Source organism: Streptomyces sp. NPDC107521 (genome assembly GCF_055598485.1).
This window is the reverse complement of sequence record NZ_JBVKAT010000015.1, coordinates 93,543-115,293: the sequence shown is the minus strand read 5'-3', so window position 1 is coordinate 115,293 and position 21,751 is coordinate 93,543. Positions and strand designations below refer to the sequence as shown.

The 21,751-nt window shown below is 75.1% G+C and carries 18 protein-coding genes; 13 read left to right on the top strand and 5 right to left on the bottom strand.

What is annotated here, in order from left to right; translation table 11 throughout:
- The first annotated feature begins 43 nt into the window (after positions 1-43).
- The 5 genes from ACZ7LB_RS22210 (at position 44) to ACZ7LB_RS22190 (ending at position 5,394) form a co-directional block, all read left to right on the top strand.
- Positions 44-703 carry a TetR/AcrR family transcriptional regulator gene (locus ACZ7LB_RS22210; protein ID WP_471470535.1) on the top strand — a complete coding sequence of 220 codons (660 nt, stop codon included), beginning with the start codon at positions 44-46 and terminating at the stop codon, positions 701-703.
- 334 nt (positions 704-1,037) lie between these two features.
- Positions 1,038-1,727, top strand: a complete 690-nt coding sequence (locus ACZ7LB_RS22205; RefSeq protein WP_471470534.1) for a response regulator transcription factor — start codon at positions 1,038-1,040, stop codon at positions 1,725-1,727.
- Between the two features lie 1,096 nt (positions 1,728-2,823).
- Positions 2,824-4,014, top strand: coding sequence for a sensor histidine kinase (locus ACZ7LB_RS22200; protein WP_471470533.1), 1,191 nt, complete (start codon positions 2,824-2,826; stop codon positions 4,012-4,014).
- Entirely contained in the window at positions 4,011-4,724 is a 714-nt protein-coding gene (locus ACZ7LB_RS22195) for a response regulator transcription factor (RefSeq protein ID WP_471470532.1), read from the top strand. The genes ACZ7LB_RS22200 and ACZ7LB_RS22195 overlap by 4 nt, the downstream gene beginning before the upstream one ends.
- A 10-nt stretch (positions 4,725-4,734) precedes the next feature.
- On the top strand, positions 4,735-5,394 hold the full coding sequence (locus ACZ7LB_RS22190) for an MSMEG_1061 family FMN-dependent PPOX-type flavoprotein (protein WP_471470531.1): 660 nt from the start codon (positions 4,735-4,737) through the stop codon (positions 5,392-5,394).
- Positions 5,395-5,478: 84 nt separating this feature from the next.
- On the opposite strand, the gene ACZ7LB_RS22185 is transcribed toward ACZ7LB_RS22190, so the two are convergent.
- Both ACZ7LB_RS22185 and ACZ7LB_RS22180 read right to left on the bottom strand, forming a co-directional pair.
- Positions 5,479-6,276, bottom strand: coding sequence for a hypothetical protein (locus tag ACZ7LB_RS22185; RefSeq protein ID WP_471470529.1), 798 nt, complete (start codon positions 6,274-6,276; stop codon positions 5,479-5,481).
- Positions 6,277-6,331: 55 nt separating this feature from the next.
- The gene (locus ACZ7LB_RS22180) at positions 6,332-7,063 is read right to left on the bottom strand and encodes a YoaK family protein (RefSeq protein ID WP_471470528.1); all 732 of its coding nucleotides are present in this window, start codon (positions 7,061-7,063) and stop codon (positions 6,332-6,334) included.
- 572 nt (positions 7,064-7,635) lie between these two features.
- Here ACZ7LB_RS22180 and ACZ7LB_RS22175 point away from each other — a divergent pair.
- The 6 genes from ACZ7LB_RS22175 to ACZ7LB_RS22150 all read left to right on the top strand — a co-directional run bounded on the left by ACZ7LB_RS22175 (position 7,636) and on the right by ACZ7LB_RS22150 (position 15,132).
- Positions 7,636-8,994, top strand: coding sequence for a purine-cytosine permease family protein (locus ACZ7LB_RS22175; RefSeq protein ID WP_471470527.1), 1,359 nt, complete (start codon positions 7,636-7,638; stop codon positions 8,992-8,994).
- 25 nt (positions 8,995-9,019) lie between these two features.
- Positions 9,020-10,579, top strand: coding sequence for a hydantoinase/oxoprolinase N-terminal domain-containing protein (locus ACZ7LB_RS22170; RefSeq protein WP_471470526.1), 1,560 nt, complete (start codon positions 9,020-9,022; stop codon positions 10,577-10,579).
- A complete protein-coding gene (locus ACZ7LB_RS22165; RefSeq protein ID WP_471470524.1) occupies positions 10,572-11,636 on the top strand; it encodes a DUF917 domain-containing protein in 1,065 nt (354 codons plus the stop codon). Before ACZ7LB_RS22170 ends, ACZ7LB_RS22165 begins: the two co-directional genes overlap by 8 nt.
- A 52-nt stretch (positions 11,637-11,688) precedes the next feature.
- A complete protein-coding gene (locus ACZ7LB_RS22160) occupies positions 11,689-12,759 on the top strand; it encodes a DUF917 domain-containing protein (RefSeq protein ID WP_471470523.1) in 1,071 nt (356 codons plus the stop codon).
- Positions 12,756-14,273, top strand: a complete 1,518-nt coding sequence (locus tag ACZ7LB_RS22155; protein ID WP_471470521.1) for a PucR family transcriptional regulator — start codon at positions 12,756-12,758, stop codon at positions 14,271-14,273. The genes ACZ7LB_RS22160 and ACZ7LB_RS22155 overlap by 4 nt, the downstream gene beginning before the upstream one ends.
- Before the next feature lie 139 nt (positions 14,274-14,412).
- A complete protein-coding gene (locus tag ACZ7LB_RS22150) occupies positions 14,413-15,132 on the top strand; it encodes an aspartate/glutamate racemase family protein (protein ID WP_471470520.1) in 720 nt (239 codons plus the stop codon).
- A gap of 129 nt (positions 15,133-15,261) precedes the next feature.
- Here the strand turns inward: ACZ7LB_RS22150 and ACZ7LB_RS22145 are convergent, their stop codons facing one another.
- The 3 genes from ACZ7LB_RS22145 to ACZ7LB_RS22135 are packed head-to-tail and all read right to left on the bottom strand — an operon-like array spanning position 15,262 to position 18,970.
- Positions 15,262-16,242, bottom strand: a complete 981-nt coding sequence (locus ACZ7LB_RS22145; RefSeq protein WP_471470518.1) for a 3-hydroxyacyl-CoA dehydrogenase — start codon at positions 16,240-16,242, stop codon at positions 15,262-15,264.
- On the bottom strand, positions 16,239-17,477 hold the full coding sequence (locus tag ACZ7LB_RS22140; RefSeq protein WP_471470516.1) for an iron-containing alcohol dehydrogenase: 1,239 nt from the start codon (positions 17,475-17,477) through the stop codon (positions 16,239-16,241). The genes ACZ7LB_RS22145 and ACZ7LB_RS22140 overlap by 4 nt, the downstream gene beginning before the upstream one ends.
- Positions 17,474-18,970 carry an NAD-dependent succinate-semialdehyde dehydrogenase gene (locus tag ACZ7LB_RS22135; RefSeq protein WP_471470515.1) on the bottom strand — a complete coding sequence of 499 codons (1,497 nt, stop codon included), beginning with the start codon at positions 18,968-18,970 and terminating at the stop codon, positions 17,474-17,476. Before ACZ7LB_RS22135 ends, ACZ7LB_RS22140 begins: the two co-directional genes overlap by 4 nt.
- Before the next feature lie 234 nt (positions 18,971-19,204).
- On the opposite strand from ACZ7LB_RS22135, the gene ACZ7LB_RS22130 reads away from it, so the two are divergent.
- Both ACZ7LB_RS22130 and ACZ7LB_RS22125 read left to right on the top strand, forming a co-directional pair.
- Positions 19,205-19,879, top strand: a complete 675-nt coding sequence (locus tag ACZ7LB_RS22130) for a GntR family transcriptional regulator (protein ID WP_471470514.1) — start codon at positions 19,205-19,207, stop codon at positions 19,877-19,879.
- 122 nt (positions 19,880-20,001) lie between these two features.
- Entirely contained in the window at positions 20,002-21,717 is a 1,716-nt protein-coding gene (locus ACZ7LB_RS22125; RefSeq protein WP_471470512.1) for a sigma-54-dependent Fis family transcriptional regulator, read from the top strand.
- The last annotated feature ends 34 nt before the right edge of the window (positions 21,718-21,751 follow it).

Here is a 21,751-nt window from a genome sequence, read left to right as displayed (position 1 = left end):
GGAAGCAGAAATGCAACAGGCGTTTATTAAGTAGGATGGGGGCGTGACAGCAACAGGCCCGGCCCCTCGACGCAGCCGCGGACGGCCCGCGGGAAGCCGCTCCGGCGACACCGCGACCCGCGGGCGGATCCTGGAGGCCGCAAGGGAGTTGTTCGCCACCCGCACCTACGGCGCCACGACGATCCGCGCCGTCGCCGCCGCCGCCGACGTCAACCCGGCGCTGGTGCACCACTTCTTCGGCACCAAGCGCGACCTGTTCGCCGCCACCGTGCACCTGCCGGAGCCGCTCGTCGACCAGCTCCCCGGACTCGTCGCCGGGGACATGGAGGACATAGGCCGGTACATCGTCCGGCTCTACCTGACGATGTGGCAGGAGCCGGCCACCGCCCGCCCGCTGGCCGCCATGGTCCGCACCGGCATGTCCGACCCGGAGGCCGCGGACATCCTCAAGCAGGTGCTCACCTCCACCATCCTCGGCCCGCTGGCCGCCGCCTCCGGCCGGGACCAGCCGGGCCTGCGCATCACCCTGGCCGCCACCCACCTCGTGGGCCTGGCGATGGGCCGGCACATCCTCGCCCTCCAGCCCCTCACCGAGGCCGACATCGACCACCTCGCGGCCTGCGTCGGCCCGACCATCCAGCACTACCTCACCGGCCCCCTGCCGCCCCCGCCCCCCGCCGCCGGGGACGGGGCCGGCCGGTGAGCGCCGCCGCGGACCGGCGCGTCCTGCCGCCCGGCCGGACCCTCCCGCCCCGCCGCACCCCGCCGTCCCGGCGCGCCGCCGCGGGCCGGCGCCCGGGGACACCGGTTTCCGGACCCCGGTGAATTCATACCGGGGAAGTGCGGACGCCTTCCGCTCTCCGGAAAGCCGCGCCCGCCGAATGAAACAGTAAACGGAACCGGGCCGATCGCCGTGCCCTCCGCGACGGCGCTCGGGGGAGATTGTTTCAATTCACAACTATGGTCCGGGGTGCGGCGGCCATGCTAGGGTCGTATTCTGCTTGTGGCGGCTTGGCTGAGGTATACGGGGGCTAGCGATGCAAGAGGAGGCCGCCAGAGTATTTCTGGTGGATTCGAGGGCTGTTTCGAGGGTGGGTCTGAGTGTTCTGCTGGACCGTGAAGCCGGTCTGGACGTGGTCGGCGCCGCCGCCGACCCGGCGAGCGCGCTGCCCAGTCTGGCCAGACTCTCACCGGACGTCGTGATCATCGACGGCCAGGATCTCGAACCGTGTTCATCCGCGGAGATCCGGCTGCTCATCGCCGGTGCGGCCAAGGCCAGCCCGAAGGTGCTGGCCATGGTCCCGCAGGTGGACCGGGTGGCGCACAGTTGGCAGGCGGCGGGCTCCTGGGGGGTGCTGGACAACCGGGCCAGCCCCGAGCGCATCGTCGCCGCCGTCCGCATGATCAGCGCCGGCTACCGGCTGGTCGTGCCGCACTGCGAGGGCGGGGAGGCGAAGGCCGAAGAGCCCGCCCACGTCGCGCAGACGGGTTTATCCGATCCTGATCTGGAGGCCATCGGAATAACCCGCAGAGAACGTGATGTGCTGGAACTCATCATCCGCGGCTATTCCAATGCGGAGATTTCAGAAGCGCTTTTCCTCAGTGAAAGCACAGTGAAATCACATGTTCAGCGCATGCTGGACAAGCTCGCATTGCGCAACCGGGTGCACGCCGTGATCTACGCCTACGAAAAGGGCATAGTGCGGGCCGGCGGCAATATTCACTGACACCGTGCGGGACGGCCCCGGAACACCCGTCCCGCACCCGCCGCGCCGGCCGGACCGGGGGAGGGCGCACGAGCGCGCACCGGCACCCCCGGCCCGCACCGCCCGGCCCCGCGCCGGGCACCGGCGCCGGATCACACCACGGAAGACGGCAGGTCCCGCCCGGCCCCGCCCGGACGGGCACCGGCCCGCCGGGCCGCCCGCCGACGGGCACGGCGCCCCGGACCGGGCAGCCGACGCGAACGCCCCGGCCGCCGCGGAGCACACGGCCGCTGGCCCGCCGCCGCGGCGTCACATCCCGGAAGGACCCCGGCCCGTCCCGCCGCCGGCACCCGCCGGACCGGGACACACCCCGCGCCGGACCCCCGGCGGCGGGACCGCCCCGGTCCCCGGAGCCGTCCCGCGCGGCCAACGGCGGCACCCCGCGCGGAGAGCCCGGGGGCACGCCGGGACCCGGCGCCCGCCCGGCTCCGGAAGCGGACACACGGCAGGGCCCACCGTCTGCCGGGACGCGCGCGCCCCGGCCGGAACGGACCGCACACCGGCGCCGCCCCGGGCACGGTGGCCGGCGGGCGCCGCGCCACCGCGGCCACCGCGGCCGACGGGGCGGCCCCCGGAACCCCGGGGCACCGGGACCCACCCGCACCCGAACGAGCGGAGGGAAGGTGCGCGTTCACTGGTGCTCCCAAACGGACGTGGAGGGGGCGGAAGCCGGAACTCGTCCACCACCTGCGAACACAGCACGTCACCGGCGGCGGCCCCGCCATCAAAGAACGGGGCCCGCGCGGGCGGCAACCCAACGAAAACGCGGACTTGCGGCCCCGGGTACCCCGGGGCCGTACCCCCCGGAAGGAACCCCCGCCGCCCCGCCCGCGGCACCCGCCGGGCCGGGAACGGGACCCGGCGACGGCCCGGTCCCCGCGCTCCCGGACCCGCCGGGCACCCGGGGGAGGCGGACGGGACACCGGCGACGGGTGTGCCCGGCGGGCCGCCGGGCATACGCCTCCCGATTCACCGAACGGCGGGTACGGAGAAGGATCTTGGGACAGAATGTCGGCGTGTTCACGGGGAGTGTGGCGGACGAGCCGGGCAGGACGCGGTGTCGCGGGGCCGACTGACGGCGTCCACGTCGGCCGTCGGGGTGGAGAACGTCCTCGCGCTCGCCTACGGCTGCGCACGCGTCGCGACGATCCTGCAGATGCTGCCCTCACTGCCCCGCGGCATGGAGGTGAGCCAGAACCCCCGCCTCTACCTGGTGCTCTGGCTGCTCGCCGCCGCGAACGCCGCGGGCGTCGTCACGGTCGTCGTGCTGCGGCGCCGCGGACTGTCACCGGCCGGCGTCGCCGTGGACGTGGCCCTGTGCACCGCCTTCCTCGTCCTGGGCACCCTCGCGGTGCCGGTGCAGGACCGCGTCGGGACCTGGGTCGGCTGGGCACCCGGCTACTCCCTGGCCGTGGTGGTGGGCGTGGCCGGACTGAGCACGGCCGCCTGGTGCACCGCCGTCGCCACCGTCACCGCCGCCTACGTCTTCTTCGTCGCCGACGCCACCGCCGTCGCCGGCCACTCCACGATCGCCGGCAACACCCTGACCCTCCTCGGCCTCGGCGGCGTCGCGCGGATCGTCGTCCGCTACATCCGCCGCGTCGCCGCCGACGCCGACGCCGCGCGCGCCCGGGTCGCCGAACTCGCCCGCCACGAGGAGAAGCAGCGCGCCCAGCTCACCATGCACGACGCCATCACGATCATGCACCTGCTCACCGACCCCGCCCTGCCCGCCGACACCCGCGCCCAGCTCTGCGAACAGGCCGCCGCCGAGATCCGGCGGATGCGCGCCTACCTGCGCGGCGGGCCCTGCGCCCCGCGCCCGCCCGGCACCGGCGGCCCCGGCGCGGACGGCGACGTGACGCTCCGCGACGTCCTGGAGGAGGGGATGTCGGGATTCGCCGACCTCGGCCTCGAACCCGCCCTGGAACTGGCCGACGGCGTGACGGTGAACGCGGACGCCGGCGAGGCGGTGCGCGGCGCCGTCGCCGGCGTCCTGCACAACGTCCGCCGCCACGCCCGGGCCACGATGGTCATCGTCCACGCCGACGCCGAACGGGACCGCGCCCGCTGGATCGTCACCATCCGCGACAACGGCATCGGCTTCGACACCGCCACCACCGCCCTGGGCACCGGACTGCGCCGCCAGCTCCTCGCCGAACTCGAACGGCACGCGCTCACCGCGAGCATCGCCTCGGCCCCCGGCCTGGGCACCCGGATCACCATCGAAGGGACCCTCCGCCCATGACCGGCGGCCTCACCGCCGTCCTCATCGAGGACGCCACCGCGATCCGGCTCGGACTGCCCGCCCTGCTGCCCGACATCACCTTCGTCGCCGCCTTCGCCCGGACCGAGGAGGCCCTGCGCGCCCGCCCGGCCGCCGACATCGTCATCCTCGACCTCCACCTGGCCAACAGCGGCCAGCGCGACGCCACCCAGGGCGTCGCCGCCGTCACCGACCTCGTCGCCGCCGGATACCGGGTCTGCCTCTACACGCAGGAGGAGCGCCGGTTCGTCCTGGCGGCCTGCCTGGCCGCGGGCGCGCGCGGACTGATCCGCAAGTCCCTGCCCCTGCCCGAGGTCGCCGAGGCCATCGCGCAGTTCGCCGCGGGCCGGGTCGTGGTCCCCCAGAGCCTCGTCGCGCTCACCGAACTCCTCGTCCGCAGGGGCTCGCTGACCATCCTGTCCCCCCGCCAGCGCCAGGTCCTGGCCGGCCGGGCACGCGGCCAGACCTACACCGAGATGAGCCGCACCATGCACCTGTCGGAGTCGACCCTGCGCGGCTACTGGCACGACCTGGCCGCCATCGCCGCCGACCACCTCCAGCAGACCGCCCCCGCGGACATCGAACGCTCCCTGGGCCTGGCACCGGGCGACCTGCTCGACTTCTGGCCCTCCCGCCGCCCCGCCCGCCCCGCGCGGCACCGCCCCCGGCACGGCCCGCGGGAGGGGCCCTAGGGTCGCAGGCATGACAACGTCCCTCGCCGGCAGTGCCTTCGACTCGCTCCGCCTCGACGCCGTGCCCGACCGGGAGGCGCTGCGCCGGGCCTACGCGCTGCCCGGCGACGCCGCCGTGCGCAAGCAGATGACCGAACTCACCGAGCAGACCAGACGGCTGATCGGGTGCTCGTCGCTGGTCCTGGTCGCCAGCGCGGACGCCGGGGGCCGCTGCGACGTCTCCCCGCGCGGCGGCCCCGCCGGGTTCGTCACCGTCCTGGACTCGCGGACGGTGGCGGTACCGGACGCGACCGGCAACAAGCGGCTGGACACCCTGGAGAACGTCGTCGCCACCGGGCGGGCCGGGCTGCTGTTCGTCGTCCCGGGACGCACCACGACGCTCCGGGTCAACGGCCGGGCCTGTGTCTCCACCCGCCCGGACCTGCTGTCGCGGCTGACCGCCGTGGGCAGGCCGCCGGCCTCCGCGCTGGTGCTGGGCATCGAGGAGGTCTATCCGCACTGCCCCAAGTCGTTCCTGCGCGCCGGGGCCTGGAAGCTGGAGCAGTGGCTCCCGGCGGACGCCCAGCCGACCTCGGCCGAGGTGACGCTGGCCCAGCTGCGGAAGCCGGACCTGACGATCGCCGACATCGAGCGGACGGAGGCGGAGTCGCTGAAGTACCGGTACGAGTGACCGGCCGCCCCGCCCGGGCCCCGGGCCCGCCGTCACGCCGTCGGCCGCCCGGCCCCCGGGCCGGGGCACGCCCCTCCTGCGGGCTCAGAGCGCCAGGACCGGGCGGGTGGAGCAGTCCTCGTAGAGGTCCTCCCCGTCCGGCCCGTACACGAACTCGGCCATGAACGGGTTGCGGTGGGCGGTGGCCAGGGGGAGCCAGGCCAGCAGGGCGCCGTAGCCGCCGCACACCGACTCGCCCCCGTCGCCGCCGTGGACGGCGGTGACGTCGCTGCTCAGCTCCGTGCGGTAGGTGTCGTAGGCGATGCGCAGGCCGAAGGCGTTCGGCCGGTGCTGGGGGCCGGGTCGGTCCGCGAGGGGGACGTCGTCGAGGGGGCAGTCGTCGCCCCACCGGAACAGGGTGTCCGCCCCGGCGCCGCAGGCGTGCTCCCACTCGTCGGAGCTCGGCATCCGCAGCCCGCGGGCCGCGAGGACGGCCGGCATGCCGGCGGGGGGCTCGCTCAGGTCCTCGTCCTCGACGGCCATGAGCACGGTCGCCAGGTCCACGCTCCGGCGGGGGCTGAGCACCCGCGCGAGGTGGGCGCGCAGATCGGGCCCCTGGCCGTACCCCTGCTCCAGGCTCCCGGCGTAGTCGGCGGCCTGCTCCGGGGACGGCCGCCAGGCGTCCGGGTCGAAGCCCAGCGTCACCCGGCCCCCCGGCACCAGGGCGAACTCCCGGCCGTCCCGCTCGACGAGGACGCGGTGCAGCGGGCCGTCCGCGCCCTCCGTGGTCTCGACGAGCGCCACCCGGCCGCCCGCCCGGTCGGCGGCCTCCCGGGCGGTGCGCAGGGCGGCGGACCGGTCGAAGGACCGCCATTGACGGAGGGTGAGGCCGGACAGCGACATGGGCGGCAGTGTCGCACGCGGGGCCGGCCCCTCCTGCGACGGGCGCCCCTCCGGCTCAGGGCCTGGTCCAGGCGGGGCCGCCGGCCGAGAGGCGGTGCGCCAGGACGGCCACGCACCCGAGCAGGGGCAGGGTCAGCGTCAGGGCGAGCGCGAGACGGCCGTCCAGGACCAGCCGGGCTCCGCCGAGCGCGCCGAGGAACATGACGAGCACGGCCAGGACGCGGCGGCCCGGCCGGGGCGCCGCCCCGCCCGCGGCCGTGGAGTCCGCGGCCAGCCCCGTCAGGGTCAGGGTGAGGACGGTCGTGGTGAGGTCGGGCACGCCGAGGCGCCGCGCGACCGCGTTCTGCAGCCCCATGCCGAGGGAGAGGAGCACGATCAGCGCGTACTGGACGCCGGTCGTCACCCGCTCCCCGGCCGCCGCGGCGACCACCGCGGCGACCGCGAACAGGACGGCCTGGGCGGCGGACGCCCGGGACAGCAGCCTCCCGCGGTGCGCGGCGAGGCGGACGGAGAGCCGGCCCCCGGCGAGCGCCCCGAGGAGGAACGCCGCCCCCGCGGTCCCGGAGGCGAGCGCGGACAGCCCCGGCGCCCCGACCAGGGAGAAGCCCATGAAGACCACGTTGCCGGTCATGTTGGCGACGAACACCCTGCCCAGCGCCAGGAAGCTCACCGCGTCGGTCAGACCGGTGACCAGGGTCAGGACCAGCAGCAGCGGCGGCAGCGGACCGTGCCGCTCCTCCCGGGGCGGTACGAGGGTGCGGTAGGCGTCCGTCAGCAGAGCGCGCACACGGTCCTCCTCCCACCCCGGCGGGCGGCGGGGACGCCTCGGGGAACCTTCACGGACGCGGCGCCCTCCCCGGCGCGGGGGCGGGCACGGACGGTCCCCGATGCTCGCAGCCCCCGGCCGCCGGGAGCGCCCGGACGCGGGCGGCGCCGCCGTGAACCACCCGGACGTGTGCGCACGGCGGCGGCCCCCGGCGCGGACACGGGCCCCCTCCCGGAGGACGCCCGCCGGACCCGGGGAAGCCCGCAGGTCCCGGGCAACGGCCCCGGCGGCCCGCGCCGCCCCGCCCGGAACGGCCGCCCGCCGCCACCCCGCCCGCCCCCGGGCGTCCGGCGGCCCGCTCCCGGACGCCACCCCGCCCGCCCCCTCACGGGCTCACCGCCGCCGGTGCGGCGCCGCACCGCCACTCGCCGTCCGCACCGCCGCTCGGCGCCCGCCCGGCGGCCCCGGGCTCACCGCCGCCGGTGTGCGTGCCGCACAGTCACCCCGGCCGTACCGGTCCTTCCGCCCAGTGACCGGGGTCACCGGGACGCCTACCTTCAGCGGAATGTTCCGTTCCCGGCCCGGGAGACGCCATGGAAACCACCGCTGAGCAGCACGACGACCACGCTCTGAGCCGGGTGCCCGCAGACCGCAGGCACCACTGGTTCTCCCTCGCCGTACAGCGCTTCGGAATGCTGAGCTCGCTCGCCAGCTTCCTGATCGGCGCCACCCTCGGCTTCGGGATGAACTTCTGGGACGCGGTCCTCGCCATCACCTTCGGCGCGGTCGTCCTGGAGATCGTCACGATCTTCACCGGCATCGCCGGACAGCGCGAAGGACTGTCCACCTCCGTCCTCGCCCGCTGGACCGGCTTCGGCCGGGCCGGATCCTCCCTGATCGGCCTCGCCATCAGCATCTCGGCGCTCGGCTGGTTCGGCATCCAGAACGCGGTCTCCGCCCAGGGCCTGGTCAGCCTCGTCGGCGTCCTGCCGATGTGGGCGTGGGCCCTGGTCTTCGGCCTCGCCGTCACCGCCATCGTGATGCTCGGCATCGGCTCCATGGCCTGGACCGCCTACCTCACCGTGCCCGCGTTCCTGGCCCTGGCCGGCTGGTCCATCGTCAGCGAGCTGTCCCGGCACAGCCTCGGCGACCTGCTCCACGCGGCGCCCGCCGGACCCCAGCTCAGCCTGTTGCAGGGCACCTCCATCGTCGCCGGGGGATTCATCGTCGGTGCCGTCATCACCCCCGACATGAGCCGCTTCAACCGCACCTCCGGGGACGTGGTCCGGCAGACCGTCATCGGCATATCCCTGGGCGAGTACGTCATCGGCCTGATCGGTGTCCTGCTCGCCCTGGCCCTGCGCACCAACGACGTCGTGGCCATCGTCACCTCCACGTCCGGCTTCCTCGGCACCCTGGTGATCATCGCCGCCACCCTCAAGATCAACGACTGGAACCTCTACGCCGCCTCCCTGGGCATCGTCAACTTCGTCGACCAGGCCTTCGGCCGCCGCGTCCACCGCACCGCGGTCACCCTCGCCGCCGGCGTCCTCGGCTCCGTCCTCGGCGCGGCCGGCATCCTCGACCGCTTCACCGACTTCCTGGTACTGCTCGGCGTGATCTTCCCGCCCATCGCGGGCATCATGGTCGCCGAGTACTTCATCGCCCGGACCTGGCGCCCCGAACTGGACGCCTCGCGCGAGCGCGGCACCCTCCCGGACACCGCGCCGACCTGGGTACCCGCCGCCCTGGCGGTGTGGGCCTGCGCCTCGCTCTTCGGCCACTTCGTCGACTGGGGCCTGCCGTCCGTGAACTCCGTGGTCGTCGCGATGCTGCTCTACACGGCGGCGGCCCGGCTCGGCCTGGTCCGCGGCGCCGGCCGGTCCGCCACCCCCCTGCCCCCCACCACCACCGGAACGACGGCGAACCCCGACCGCCCGGCCGCCCGGTGAAGCCGAGCGAAGGAGAACGCACACCATGCTGAGACTGGGAATCGACGTCGGAGGCACCAACACCGACGCCGTCCTCATCGACGGGAACCGCGTCCTGGCCGCCACCAAGGCACCCACCAGCCCGGACGTCACCACCGGCATCGTCACCGCGATCGCCGGACTCAAGGAGGCGTCGGACTTCGACCCCGCCTCCGTGGCCGCGGTGATGATCGGCACCACCCACTTCATCAACGCCCTCGTCGAGGGCGACCGGCTGGCCCCCACCGCCGCCATCCGCTTCGGACTGCCCGCCACCAGCGCCCTGCCGCCCCTGGTCGACTGGCCCGACGGACTGCGCACCGCCATCGGCGACCACAGCTACCTGTGCCACGGCGGACACGAGTACGACGGCACCCGCATCGCCGACTTCGACGAACCGGAGTTCCGCGCCGTCCTGGACCGGGCCGCCCGCGCCGGCGCCCGCTCCTTCGCCCTCTCCTCGGTGTTCTCACCGGTCAACGCCGAGTTCGAGCAGCGCGCCGCCGAGATCATCGCCGAGGAACTGCCCGGCTGCCCCGTCAGCCTCTCCCACGAGATCGGCCGGATGGGCCTGCTCGGCCGGGAGAACGCCACGGTCGTCAACGCGGCCCTGCGCGAACTGGCCGAACACGTCGCCGCCGGACTCACCCGGACCGTCACCGCCGCCGGCATCACCGCCCCCCTCTTCCTCAGCCAGAACGACGGCACCCTGATGGACGTCGACTACGCCCGCCGCTACCCGGTGGCCACCTTCGCCTCCGGCCCCACCAACTCCATGCGCGGCGCCGCCTTCCTCTCCCGCCGGGCCGACTGCGCCGTGATGGACGTCGGCGGCACCACCACCGACGTCGGCATCCTGCGCAACGGCTTCCCCCGCGAGGCGTCCACCGACGTCGCCGTCGCCGGGATCCAGACCAACTTCCGCATGCCCGACGTCCTGTCCGTGGGCATCGGCGGCGGCAGCCATGTCACCCGGGACGGCGCACCGCGCGTGGGCCCCAGGAGCGTCGGCTCCCGGCTCACCGAACGGGCCCTCGTCTTCGGCGGCGACCAGCTCACCGCCACCGACCTCGCCGTCGCCGCCGGCCTCGCCGCCATCGGCGACCCCGGCCGCGTCGCCCACCTCGACAAGGACCTCGTCCGTGCCGGCCTCGACCACATCGCCGACCGGATGGCCGAGACCGTCGACCGGATGCGGATCTCCGCCGAACCCGTCCCCGTCGTCGCCGTCGGCGGCGGCAGCATCCTCGTCCCCGACCGGCTCCCCGGCGCCTCCACCGTCGACCGCCCCGAGCACCACGCCGTGGCCAACGCCATCGGCGCCGCCATCGCCGAGGTCGGCGGCGAGGTCGACCGGGTCTTCTCCGTCCAGCCCGGCCGCCGTGACGCCGTCCTGGACGAGGCCCGGCAGGAAGCGGTCGACCGGACCGTCGCCGCCGGCGCCCGCCCCGGCTCCGTACGGGTCGTCGACATCGAAGAAGTGCCGCTCGCCTACCTGCCCGGGAACGCCACCCGGATCCGCGTCAAGGCCGTCGGCGAACTCAGCCTGGGAGACAACGATGCGTGAGATCACCGTCCACGACCTGCCCGACATGGCCCGCGGCGCCGCCGTACTGGGCACCGGGGGCGGCGGCGACCCCTACATCGGCCGGCTGCTCGCACAGCAGTCGATCCGCCGCAACGGCCCCGTCCGCCTCGTCGACGCCGCCGCACTGCCCGACGACGCCGTGGTCATCCCCACCGCCTTCATGGGCGCCCCCACCGTCATGCTGGAGAAACTCCCCTCGGGCAGCGAGCTCACCGCCGCCCTGAAGGCCCTCGAGGACCTCATCGGCGCCCGCGCCACCCACACCGTCTCCATCGAGGCCGGCGGACTCAACTCGATGATCCCCTTCTCCGCCGCCGCCGAACTCGGCCTGCCCCTCGTCGACGCCGACGGCATGGGCCGCGCCTTTCCCGAACTGCAGATGCTGCTGCCCACCCTCGGCGGCGTCTCCGCCACCCCGATGGCCCTGGCCGACGAACGCGGCAACACCGTCGGCCTGCGCACCGCCGACAACTCCTGGGCGGAACGCCTCGCCCGCTCCGCCACCATCGAGATGGGCTGCAGCGCCGCCGTCAGCCTCTACGTCCTGACCGGCAGACAGGTCAAGGACCACATGGTGCACGGCACCATCACCCTGTGCCGGCACATCGGCACCGCCATCCGCGAGGCCCACGAGAACCACACCGACCCGGTCGCCGCCGCCGCGACCGTCCTCCGCGGCCGCCGCGTCTTCCAGGGCAAACTCGTCGACGTGCGCCGCACCACCGAGGGCGGCTTCGCCCGGGGCGACGCCGTCCTCGAAGGACTCGGCCCCGACCTCGGCGGCCGCATGGACGTCTCCTTCCAGAACGAGAACCTCGTCGCCCGGCACGACGGCCGGGTCGTCGCCAGCGTCCCCGACCTCATCTGCCTCCTGGACACCGACACCGGCGAACCCGTCACCACCGAGACCCTCCGCTACGGCCTGCGGGTCAGCGTCGTCGTCGCCCCCTGCGACCCGCGCTGGCGCACCCCCGGGGGACTCGCCCTGGCCGGCCCCGCCTACTTCGGCTACGACCACCCCTACGTCCCCGTGTGACCGCCCCGCCGCACCCCGGGGACCCCCCGCCGCCGTCTGCGATCATCAGCCCATGACGCCCAACCGGAACGATGTGCTCCGAAGCATCGCCGCGGAGCACATCGACGCCCTGGCCGCGGGCGCCACCCTGCTCGGCTCGGGCGGCGGCGGGGACGTCTCCCTCGCCGGACACCTCCTGCGCCGCGCCCTGGCACCCGCCGCGAGCCGCGTCGAGGTGGTGCCCGCCACCGCCCTCCCGCCCACCGCCCTGGTCGTCCACGCCGGCGTCGTGGGCGCCCCCGACGTGCTCGCCGAACGGCTCCTGGCCCCCGCCGACCTCGCCCACGCCGTCGAAGCCCTCGTCGGCCACCTCGGCGGCGGCCTCGCCGCCGTCGGCGTGATCGAGATCGGCGGACTGAACGCCGTGGCCGCCGTCCTCACCGCCGCCCGCCTCGGCGTCCCCGTCGTCGACGGCGACCTCATGGGCCGGGCCTTCCCCCGGATCAGCCAGACCACGGCCGCCGCCGCGGGCCACCCCGCCGCCCCGCTCGCCCTGGTCGGCCCCGCCTCCGACACCGTGATCGTCCCGGCCGCCTCCCCGGCCATGGCCGAAGCCCTCATCCGCGGCTGCGCCGCCACCATGGGCGGCGCCGCCTGCCTGGCGATGTACCCGCTCACCGCCGCCGCGCTCGCCGCCCACGGCGTCCCCGCCAGCCTCAGCGCCTGCCACGCCCTGGGCACCGCCTTCCTCGCCCACGACCCCGCCGCGGGCGTCCGCGGACTCGCCGCCCGGCTCGGCGCCCGGCCGCTGTTCGAGGGCCGGACCGACGAGATCCGCCCCCCGCTCGCCGGCGCGCCCGGCTGCGTCACCCTCACCGCCCCCGACGGCACCGCCACCGCCCGCCTCGACCACCACGAGGAGTTCCTCGCCGTCACCCTCGACGGCTCCACCGTCGCCCGCACCCCCGACATCATCGTCGCCCTCGCCGCCGGCAACGGCGCCCCGCTGCGCACCGACCAGCTCCGGCTCGGCCAGTCCCTCGCCCTGCTCGCCCTGCCCGCCCTGCACACCTGGCCCCCCGGCACGGACGGCCTCGTCGGCCCGTCCGCCTTCGGCCTCGACCCCGAAGCGGTGACCCCATGACCGGCCGTCCCCGCGTCGCCGACCTGCTCCACGACCCCGTGCTCGACGGTGTGCGCACCGTCGCCGGCGCGGCCGGCACCGAACGGACCGTGCGGGACGTGCGCTGGTACGACGGCGACTTCGACGGCATCGAGGGCCACCTCCTGCTGTGCGGCGAGAGCGACGTGACCCCCCTGTACCGGCTCGACGCCCTGGTCCGGCGGGCCCAGGAGGCCGGCGCCGCCGCCCTCCTCGTCGTCGCCGCCCCGGCCCAGCCGCTGCTCTCCGGCGTCCGCCTGGCCGACCGCCTCCGGATCCCCGTCCTCTGGCTGCGCGAGGACCACCCGGTCCGCCTGGTGCAGGAGCTGACCGCCCGGGTCCGCGCCCCCGAACAGGCCCACGCCCGGACCGTGGAGCGGCTGCTGCGCCGGCTCGCCGCCAGACGCACCGGCCGGGACATCCTGGCCGGCGCCGCGGAGATCCTCGCCGCCCCGCTCTCCCTGGTGACCGCCGAGGGCGACGCCCTCCTCGGCGACCCCGTCACCCTCGACCCCGCTCTCCGCCTCGGACAGCCCGTGCCCCAGCGCGCCGACCGCGTCCTGGTCCACCCCGTCCTCGACCCCGACGCGCACCGCGCGGCCGCCTGGCTGGCCTGCCCCTACGAACGCGTCGCCGGGTCCCGGCTGGACACGCTCGCCGTCGGACTGGCCATGACCGAGCCGTTCGTGCGCTCCTGGCTCTCCGCGCAGCGTGCGCGGACCGTCCGCGACTCCGTCTTCCAGTCCCGGATGCTCTCGGAGATCCTCACCGGCGGCGACTCGGTCAGCCGCGACGTCGTCCAGGGCGCCGTCTCGCTCGGCTGGCGGCTCCAGGGCTGGCACGTCGGACTGCACCTGGCCGCGGGCGACCCGGGCGGGCCCGGCGTCCGCGACCCCCTCGTCGAGGAGTTCCGCGCCGGACTGGCCCGGCACGGCGTCCCCCTGGACGGCGCCGTCAACCGGGGCGACGGATGGGCCCTGTGGACCACCACCGACAGCGAACCCGCGCCCGAGGACGCCCGCGCGACCCTGCGGGCGGTCCGCCGGGTGACCGCCGCCCTGCCCCGCGACCGCGACCTGACCGCCGGCATCGGACGCCCGCACCCCGGCCCCGGCGGCCTCGCCGAGACCCTCACCGAGGCCCGGGACGCCGCGGAACTCGCCCGCAGCCACGACCACCGCCCCGCCGTCGAGCACTCCGACGAACTGGGCGTCGCCCGGCTGCTGGCCACCTGGCAGCGCTCCGAGGCCACCCGCGCCTTCGCCGACACCTCCCTCGCCCCGCTGCGCGACCCCGCGCACACCCACCTGCTGGCCACCCTGCGGACCTACCTGGAGAGCGGCGGGTCCGTCGTCCTGACGGCCCAGGCCCTCGGCGTGCACCGCAACACGGTGACCGCCCGCCTCCAGCAGGTCCGCGAACGCCTCGGCATCGACCTGGACGACCCCAGCCGGCGCCTCGCCCTCCAGATCGCCTGCCGCGCCCTCGGCGGCTGAACGGCGCCCCCGGGAGGACGGCGCCCCACGGGAGTGTGCGGGACGCACAGCACACGGCCGCCCGCAGGGCGTCGCGCACCTTCCCGCCCCCGACCGGGCTGCCTACTCTCCCCGTACCCCCGCTACCGAAGGAGACGAGATGCGCATTCGGGTCATCCTCCCCGTGATCGGCGATGCCCTGATCGAGCACGTCCGCACGGAGGTGACCGGCTGGGCCGCCGCCGGGACCGAGGTCGACGTGGTGTCGCTGGAGCGGGGAACCGCCAGCATCGAGTCGGAGTACGACGAGGCCCTGGCCGCGCCCGGCATCCTCCGACGGGTCGAGGAGGCCGCGGCCCAGGGCGTCGACGGCGTCTTCGTCACCTGCTTCGGCGACCCCGGGGTGCACGCCGCCCGGGAGATCATCGACGCCCCCGTGGTCGGCGGCTACGAACCCGCCGTGCTCACCGCGCTCAGCCTCGGCGAGAGGATCGGCATCGTCACCGTCCTGCCCAACGTGCTGCCCATGCTCCGCTCGCTGGGCCGCCGCTACGGCATCGAGAGCCGGATCGGCACCATCCGCGTCGTCGACCTGCCGGTGCTCGGCCTGGAGGACCGCCGGGTACTCCTCGACCGCCTCTTCACCCAGGCGTCGGACGCGGTCACCCGGGGCGAGGCGGACGTCATCGTGCTCGGCTGCACCGGGATGCTGGGCGTCGCCGCCGAACTCCGCGACCGCCTGGCCGCCGCCGGCCACGCCGTCCCCGTGATCGACCCGACCGGCGCCGCCGTCACCTGGCTGGAGAGCTGCGTCCGCCTGGGCGTCACCCCGAGCCGCACCACCTACATGACACCGCCCGCCAAGACCCGCTCCGTCTGAGGACACCGGACCCGCGGCCCGCCCCGGCACCGGCCGGGCACCGGGCCGCGCCCGCGTGCCCGGCCGGTGCCGCCCCCGAGGAACCGCCGGCGGGCGGCCCGGCGGGGGCGGCACCCCGAGGGCGGGGGCTCAGGAGGTGCCGTCGCGGCCCTCCTCCCACAGCGCGGTCAGCCGCATCAGCCGCTCGTCGCGCCAGCGGACCCGCTCCTCCCACCGCTCCAGCGGGAGCAGGGCGCGGCGCTGGGCCACCGCGTCCGACACGAGGTCCTCCGTCCACGGGTCGTCCTGCCCGCGCTCGGCGCCCATCCGGGCGTAGGCGGGCCCCATGGTCCGCGCGTGCGCGGCCAGCCCGCCGCGGCTGTTGAGGTCGGCGGTCTCGAACGGGCCGATCAGGCTCCACCGGCGGCCGAGACCGCTGCGGACGACCTCGTCGATCTCGTCGGCGGTCGCCACCCCGTCCCGCAGCAGGCAGTAGGCCTCGCGCAGCACCGCCCCCTGGAGCCGGTTGAACACGAACCCCTCCGGTTCGTGGCGGACGGTGACCGGGCGCAGCCCCGCCCCGGCGTAGAGGGCACGGGCCCGCTCGGCCGCCCACCCGGCGGTGGCGGGGGAGGGGACCACCTCGATCACCGGGATGAGGTAGGGCGGATTGCCGGGGTGGCCGACCAGGACCCGTTCCCGCACGGCGCCGGGCAGGCCCTCGGCGAGGAGGCCGGGGCGTATCGCGGAGCTCGAACTGGCGAACACCGCCCGCTCCGGGGCGCTCTGCGCGGCGCGCAGGATCAGGTCCCGCTTGACGTCCGCCCGCTCCGGGGCGCACTCCTGGACGAGCGCCGCTCCCGCGACCGCCTCCGCCAGGTCGTCGACGAACGCGACGCGGGCCCCCGTTGAGGCCGGGTCCCCGGCGAGCCCGTGGGCCGCCAGCCGCTCCAGGCGGTCGGCGAGTTCGCCCCGGGCGCGCTCCAGGGACGCGGGGAAGGGGTCCCACAGCCGCACGGTGTGCCCGGCCCGGGCGAAGACGATCGCGAAGGCGACCCCGATGGAGCCGGCCCCGGCGACCGCGACCGGCGCCGGAGCGTCCGGCGGGGGAGCGGAGGGGGCGCCCGTCATACCGACCACCAGGTGCGGTCGTTGTCGTAGCCGCGCCGCAGGATCTCGACCACCGACGCGTGGGTGAGGTCGCGCGGGTTGTTCGCCGTCAGACGGGTCGCCAGCATCGCCTGGTCGGCCACGCGGGAGAAGTCCTCCGGGTCCAGGCCCAGCGTCCGCAGATCGGTCGGGCAGCCGACGGTCTCCAGCAGCTCCTCCACCCGGGAGATCCCGGCCCGCGCCTGCTCCACGGGCGCCGTCCCGGCATCGGCGGCCCCGAGCAGCCGCCCGATCTCGGCGAACTCCGCGACCCGGGCCGGGAGGTTGAAGCGCATCACGTACGGCAGGAGGGCTCCCACCCCGAAGCCGTGCGAGGTGCCGGTCAGCGCGCCGATCGGGGACTGGATCGCGTGCGCCGCGGCGGTGCCGGCGGTGTTGATGGCCATCCCGGCGTTGTACGCGGCCAGCATGGTCGCCGAGCGCGCCCCGAGGTCGGACGGGTCGGCGGCCACGGCCTCCAGGGAGGTGTTGAGCAGGGTCAGCCCGCTGCGGCAGAAGATGTCGGTCAGCGGGTTCTTCCCGACGTAGAGGTGACGGTCCAGGAACTCCGGCGTCACGTCCTTGACCCGGTCGGTGAACGTCTCGACCAGATGGGTCAGCGCGTCGGCCGCGGTGGCCGCGGTGAGCGCCGGCGGGCAGGTGAGGGTCAGCTCGGGGTCGATGACCGCGGCGTACGGCTCCAGGTGCGGGCTGGCCACGCCGACCTTCATGCCCCGCTCCCGGTCGAAGACGACGGAGACGCAGGTCACCTCGGCGCCGGTGCCGGCGGTGGTGGGGACGGTGACGACCGGGAGCCCGGGGCCCGGGACGAGGAACTCGCCGTAGTAGTCCCGCACGTCGCCGCCGTGCGCGAGGACGGCGGAGGCCACCTTCGCCAGGTCCAGGCAGGACCCGCCGCCGACCGCGAGCAGCACGTCCACACCGGCGCCGCCGTGCTCCCGGACGACGGCGAGCGCGTTCTCGCGGGGCAGGTCCGGCTCGGTCCCGGAGAACACCGAGACCGTGAGCCCCTCCGCCTCGACGGCGGCCACCAGGTCCGTGAACACGGCCGATCCCGCCATGCGGGCGTCGGTGACGACCAGGACGTGCCGTCCGGTCCCGGCGAGCAGACGGGGCAGGTGGCGCCGCTCACCGGGACCGAAGATCACGGTCCGGGGCTGGCGCAGCACACCGGTGGGGAAGACGTCCGCGCTCACAGTCCGGCCCCCGTCCCGTTCACGGTGATCGCCAGGTACTTGGGTTCGAGGAACTCGTAGATCGCCTCGTGCCCGCCCTCGCGGCCCAGGCCGGAGGCCTTGATGCCGCCGAACGCCGCCGCCGGGTCGGCCATCACCCCGCGGTTGACGCCGACCATGCCGAAGTCGAGCCGCTCGCTCACGGCGATGGCGCGGTCCACGTCACGGGTGAACACGTAGGCGGCCAGCCCGTAGCCGGTGTCGTTGGCCGTCGCGACCGCCTCGGCGACCGAGTCCACCGTGTAGATCGCGGCGATCGGCGCGAACAGCTCCCGGCGGCAGATGTCGGCGCCCGTCGCCGCCCCCGCCATCGAGAAGACGGTCGGCTCGAAGAAGAACCCGTCGCCCGGCACCTCCCGGCCGCCGGTCAGCAGCGTCGCGCCGGTCTCCCGGAAGCCGTCCACCAGCTCCCTGACGGTGTCGCGCTGGCGGGCCGAGATGATCGGGCCGATCTCCGTGGCCGGGTCGAACCCGTCGCCGACCCTCAGCTTCTCGGTCAGCGCCACGAACCGGGCCGTGAACTCCTCCGCGACCTTGCTGTCGACGATGATCCGGTTGGCCGCCACGCACGCCTGACCGGCGTTGCGGAACTTGCACAGCACCGCCTGCTCCGCCGCCAGTTCGAGGTCGGCGTCGTCCAGCACCAGGAACGGGCCGTCGCCGCCCAGCTCCATCGAGGCGTTGGTGATGTTCGCGGCCGCCTGGCCCAGCAGGGTGCTGCCCACACCGGTCGAGCCGGTGAAGCTCACCTTGCGCAGCCGGCTGTCCGCCATGAGCGCCGCCGACACCTTCGCCGAGGACGTGGTGTGGACGAGGTTGACCACACCCGCCGGGAAACCGGCGTCGTGCAGGGCCCGCACGAACAGCGCGCAGGTCAGCGGCGTCTCCTTCGCGGACTTCACCACCACCGCGCAGCCCGCCGCCAGCGCCGCCCCGGCCTTGCGGGCGATCATCAGCAGCGGGAAGTTCCACGGGGTGATGAGCAGGCACGGCCCCACCGGCTGATGGGTGGTCACGATGCGGTAGTCGCCCCGGGAGCCGTGCGCGTAGGTGCCGTGCAGGTGCGCGATCTGCTCGGCGTACCAGAGGAAGAAGTCGGCCGAGAGCTGGAACTCGCCCCGGGCCTCGCCCAGCGGCTTGCCGCTCTCCAGCGTCATGGTCTCGACGATCTCGTCGGCCCGCTCCAGGAGCAGCCGGTGCGCGCGGTGGAACAGGTCGGCACGCTCGCGCGGGAGCACGTGGCGCCAGCCGTCCTGGGCGGCGACGGCCGCGTCGAGGGCGCCGAGCGCCTGCCCGACGCTGCCGTCGGCGACCTCGGCGACCGTCCGGCCGTCGGCCGGGTTGACGACCGGGAACGTCCCGGCGGCCGGTGTCCACACGCCGTCGACATACAGGCCGACGGGAATCTCCCGTCCGCGGACCTGCGCGGTGACCGGCGCGGTCGGAGTCGTCATGGAAGGGGTCCTCCTCGTTTCGGCGGCAGCAATACGGCGGCGGCCGGCCGGCCCGGCGGGACTGCCCCCGGTGCCGCACGGCGCGTGCACGCCCATGACGTATGACCGTCATCCCGTAATACGCTAGGGGCCCGAGGGCCGGATCAGGCCCGGTGCATCGATTTGAGACAGCTGCCCCACGGACCCGGACGAGCCGGGGACGGCGGGCAGCGGCTGGAGTTTGAGGAACCCGTCATGAGCACCCCGAGACTGACCCGGCACGCGGCACCCCTGCGGCAGCAGATCACGCGCCTCCTGCGGGAGGACATCCTGAGCGGTGCCCACCAGCCGGGCGACGCGCTGCGGGAGAGCGCCCTGTGCGAGGCCTACGGGGTCTCCCGCACCGTCGTCCGGGAAGCGCTGCGCCAGCTGGAGACCGAACGGCTGGTGACCGTCGTCGCCCACCACGGCCCGGTCGTCACCGTCCTGACCCCGCAGGACATCGAGAAGATCTACGAGGTCCGGCGCGCCCTGGAGGGCCTGGTGGGGGAGCTCTTCGCGGTCCACGCGCCGGAGCGGACCAGGACCGCCCTGCGGGAACTCCTGGCCGGGATGGACGTCACCTACCTGCGGGGCACCGTCCGCACGCGCGAGGAGGCCAACGAGCGGTTCTACGGCCTCCTGCTCGAAGGCGCCGGGAACCCCGTCCTCACCGAGGAGGTCGCCCGCATCCACGCACGGGTCCAGATCTTCCGCCGCTACGCCTTCACCGACCCCCGGCGGGCACGGATCTCCTTCGAGCACTTCGGCCGCATCACCCGCGCCGCGGCCCTCGACCGCGACCCCGCCGAGGCACGCGTCGCGTGCGAGGACCACGTCCGGGGCGCGGCGGCCCTGGCCGCCGAGGAGCACCGCCGCCGCACGGCCTGAGGGGGACGGCGGCCCGCACGGTCCGGGGCCGACCGTCTTCTCCTATTACCGGATGATGTGATGTGGCACTATACGCGCCATGTCGCACAATGCTCCGACTCTGCTTCAGGAAGGAGAAGAGCATGTCGATGGCGCCAATCCACACGCTCAAGGACGAGTGGCTGACAGGGGGCACCGAACGCATCGGCGTCGCACCCGAGCTGCTGCGGTCCTGGCAGCGCTCCCGGGAGGCGCTCGGCGTGCCGGCCAACGTCCGCGAGGTTCCGCGGGTGGCGGAGGACGAACTCGACCAGCATCTCCTGGACCTGTTCCAGGCGCCGATGTCCCGCTTCTCCAGCGACCTGTCCGGAACGGGCGTGGGGCTGCTCCTGGCCGACGCCCAGGGCCGCATCCTGGGCCGATGGGCCGCTGACCGCGACTCCTCCCGCCACTTCGACCGGGTCGGCACCGGCCGCGGCGCCGTCCTGGACGAGTCGCTGGTGGGCACCAACGGCGTCGGCACGGTCCTGGCGACCGGGCAGAGCGTCCAGATCACCGGCGCCGAGCACTACGCCGACATGTACAGCGACTCCGTCTGCACCGGGACGCCGATCCGGCACCCCGCGACCCAGAAGATCGTCGCTGTGGTGACCCTCTCCAGCGGGCTCATCGACGGCCGCTCACTGCTGCGGCCCATGGTCAGGGCGGTCGCCGACCAGCTCGAACAGCACCTCCTCGACGTGGCCTCGCCCAAGGCGCGGGCCGTCTTCCAGGCGTTCCTGGACGCCTCGAAGGCACGGGCCGGCGCGGTGGTCGGGTTCGGCCCGCAGGGGCTGATCATGCAGAGCCAGGGCGCCTCCCGGCTGTCCAGCGCCGATGTCGCCGCGCTCGGCGACCTGGCCCAGCGGGGGTCCGACGGCCGGTTCGTCGTCGAACTCTCCGGCGGCCCCACCGAGGTCCGGCTGGCCCCCGTGGAGGGCGGCGCCGGGGCGATCGTCTCCCTCCAGCGCGGCAGGACCCCGGCGGCCACCGCGCCGGGACGCGCCCGGCCCCAGCTCATCGGACGCTCCCCGGACTGGATGGCGGCCCTGCACGCCGTCGCCCGGCGGCGCGAGGCGCCCCGCCCGGTGGTCATCGCCGGCGAGGCGGGCGTCGGGAAGACCTCCCTCGCCCTGGGACTCCCGTTCCGTCCGGGCGAGTCCGGACCGGGCGCCCACATCGTCATCGACACGGTCGAACGGACCCTGGTGGGCGGGAAACGCTGGCTGCGCGGCATCGCGGAGCGGCTGCAGAGCGGCGCGCCCGTGATCGTCAAGGGCATCGACGCCCTCGACCCGGCGGCCCGCATCGCCCTGGCCGGACTGCTGGAGATGAGCGTCCCCAAGGGCCCCGTGATCCTGACCGCCACGCTGCGCACGGCCGCCGAGGCCGAGGAGACGGCGGTGGGCCTCGGGGCGTCGCACGTGTGGGTCCCCCCGCTGCGGGAGCGCACCGCCGACCTGCCCGCGCTGTGGCGCTACTTCACGGACCGCGCCATGCCGGGGGTCGGCCTGGAACCCCGCTCGGAGACCCTCGACCTGCTCACCGGCTACGAGTGGCCCCGCAACCTCAAGGAACTCCACAACGTCGTCGAGGGGCTGGCCCTCGCCGGGAAGCGCGGCTACGTCCTCCCCGGCGACCTGCCCGAACGCATCCAGGGCGCCCGCGCGCTGACCATGATCGAGCGGGCCGAACTGGAGGCGATCTCCCGGGCACTGCGGGAGGCCGACGGGAACCGCTCCCGCGCCGCCGCGATGCTGGGCCTGTCCCGGGCGACGATCTACCGCAAGATGAAGTCCTACAAGCTCACCGGCACCTGACGGCGATCCCGGCCCCTCCCGCATCCCCTTCCCG